This window comes from Elstera litoralis (genome assembly GCF_000963705.1).
In the GTDB taxonomy this organism is placed as follows: domain Bacteria; phylum Pseudomonadota; class Alphaproteobacteria; order Elsterales; family Elsteraceae; genus Elstera; species Elstera litoralis.
In genome coordinates, this window is record NZ_LAJY01000247.1 from 1 (window position 1) to 2,803 (window position 2,803).

2 protein-coding genes are annotated in these 2,803 nt (G+C 59.9%); both read left to right on the plus strand.

The features are described 5' to 3' along the window. The first annotated feature begins 459 nt into the window (after positions 1–459). Positions 460–2,382 (plus strand): molecular chaperone DnaK, encoded by a 1,923-nt coding sequence (gene dnaK / locus VZ95_RS10380; RefSeq protein ID WP_045775774.1) that lies wholly within the window; start codon positions 460–462, stop codon positions 2,380–2,382. A 95-nt stretch (positions 2,383–2,477) separates the two neighbouring features. Further along, a partial coding sequence (locus VZ95_RS10385; RefSeq protein WP_045775775.1) for a DnaJ domain-containing protein occupies positions 2,478–2,803 on the plus strand: 326 nt, incomplete at its 3' end.

Genomic DNA, 2,803 nt, shown 5'->3' on the forward strand with positions numbered 1-2,803 from the left:
TGCCCCAACAATGAGGATCGGCAATTTCACGGAAATTGATAATGTAGGCAAACGCATAGCCTCGCCCCCGGCGCATCTGAACCAACGGCGCTCAGAAAATTCATGTGTTTTTGCACCGTAATAAAGCTGTGTTACTGGACCGTGACAGGTTTGTGACTGCGTTAGGACTCTTCGGCAGCCTGCTATGCGAATCACTCATGGCCGCTTCCGCCCCTCCGAGGGCATTTCTGCCCGTTTCGGTGAAAAAACCACACCGTCCGTAGTGATTTCGCCGTTGCAGGCCGACGCCGCGCGCCCTACATACACCCTCGACAGGATCGAATAGCCGAGGCGTGAGCCAGGGGTTCGATCAGACCACGGGGACCACGGGCGGTGCCGTGGGGAGGGGCCGGAGCCGAAAGGTTTGCGCGCGTCTCCAGGGCCGCCAGATTGGGTCTGCTAGACAGAAGGAAGAGTTTGATGAGCAAAGTTATCGGGATTGACCTGGGTACGACCAATTCCTGCATTGCTATCATGGATGGCAAGAACGCCCGGGTTATCGAAAACGCCGAAGGCGCGCGCACGACGCCGTCGATGGTGGCCTTCGCCGAAAATGGCGACCGCCTCGTCGGCCAGGCCGCGAAGCGCCAGGCGGTGACGAACCCGGAAAATACCCTCTTCGCCGTAAAGCGCCTCGTCGGCCGCCGGTTCGACGATAAGCTGGTGCAAAAGGAAATTGGCCTCGTCGCTTATAAAATCGTCGGCGGCGATAATGGCGATGCGTGGGTGGAAAGCCGCTCCAAGAAATATTCGCCGTCGCAAATCAGCGCCTTCATTCTGCAAAAGATGAAGGAAACGGCGGAAGCCTTCCTGGGCGAGCCGGTCACGCAGGCCGTCATCACGGTGCCCGCCTATTTCAACGACGCCCAGCGCCAAGCTACCCGCGACGCCGGCAAGATCGCCGGGCTCGAAGTGTTGCGCATCATCAATGAGCCGACCGCAGCGGCGCTGGCCTATGGGCTTGAAAAGAAGGGCGCGGGCACGATTGCCGTCTACGATCTCGGCGGCGGCACCTTCGACGTGTCGGTGCTGGAAATCGGCGATGGCGTGTTCGAAGTGAAATCGACCAACGGCGACACGTTCCTCGGCGGGGAAGATTTCGATAAGCGCATTATCGATTACCTCGCAGACGAGTTCAAAAAGGAACAGGGCATCGACCTGCGCTCCGACAAGCTTGCCCTGCAACGCCTGAAGGAAGCCGCCGAAAAGGCCAAGATCGAACTGTCGGCCTCGACCCAGACCGAAGTAAACCTGCCGTTCATCACGGCGGACGCCTCCGGCCCGAAGCATCTGAATGTCAAGCTGACCCGCGCCAAGCTGGAAGCCCTGGTCGATGATCTGGTCGAACGCACGGTTGAGCCCTGCCGCGCCGCGCTGAAGGATGCTGGCCTGACCGCCGCCGATATCGACGAAGTGATCCTGGTCGGCGGGATGACCCGCATGCCGAAAATCATTGAAACGGTGAAGCGCTTCTTTGGCAAGGAACCCCATCGCGGTGTGAACCCGGATGAAGTGGTGGCCGTTGGTGCCGCTATTCAGGGCGGCGTGCTGAAGGGCGAAGTGAAGGACGTTCTGCTGCTCGATGTGACGCCGCTATCGCTGGGCATCGAAACCCTGGGCGGCGTGTTTACGCGTTTGATCGACCGTAATACAACGATCCCGACGCGCAAAAGCCAGACCTTCTCGACCGCCGACGATAGCCAAACGGCGGTGACGATCCGTGTGGCCCAGGGCGAACGCGAAATGGCGGCGGATAATAAGATGCTGGGCCAGTTCGATCTGGTCGGCATTCCGCCCGCGCCGCGCGGCATTCCGCAGATCGAAGTGACCTTCGATATCGACGCCAACGGCATCGTGAACGTCTCGGCTAAGGATAAGGCGACGGGTAAGGAACAGCAGATCCGTATCCAAGCCTCCGGCGGCCTGTCGGATTCCGAGATCGAAAAAATGGTCAAGGAAGCCGAAGCCAATGCCGCCGAAGATAAGCGGAAGAAGGAAGTGGCCGAAGCCCGCAACGGCGCGGACAGCCTGATTCATTCGACCGAAAAGAGCCTCGCCGAGCATGGCGATAAGGTCTCCGGGTCGGAAAAATCGGCCATCGAAGAGGAAGTGAAGGCGCTGAAGGCCGTGCTGGAATCGGGCGACGCCGCCGCGATCAAAGCCAAAACCGAAGCCCTCGCCAAAGCCTCGATGAAGCTCGGCGAAGCCATCTATAAGGCGCAAGAAGCGGCGGAACCCGGTTCGGGCGCCGCCGGTGGCGCGGATGCCGAGCCGACCGATAGTTCCGTCGTCGATGCCGACTTCGAAGAAGTGGACGAGCGCAAGAAGGGCCGCACGGCCTAATTTCGCCGGACTTGAACACCATCGGCAGTCTTTCCCAAGACTGCCGATGGTTTAATCTTTGAATCACGCCTCTCTCAGGGTGCAGCGACCGCAGCATGGCTAAACAGGATTATTACGAGCTGCTCGGCGTGGCGCGAACCGCCAGCGCCGACGAGCTCAAAAAAGCCTATCGCAAGCTTGCGATGCAGTATCACCCGGACCGCAATCCGGGCGATGCGGCGGCTGAACTGAAATTCAAAGAAATCTCCGAAGCCTATGATGTGCTGCGCGACGATGATAAGCGCGCGGCCTATGATCGCTTTGGCCATGCCGCTTTCGAAGGCCCTGGGGCCGGGCGCGGCGCGGGCGCGGCGGGCGGCGGCTTCGATTTCAACTTCGCCTCAGGCTTTGCCGATATTTTCGATGAAGTCTTCGGCGAATT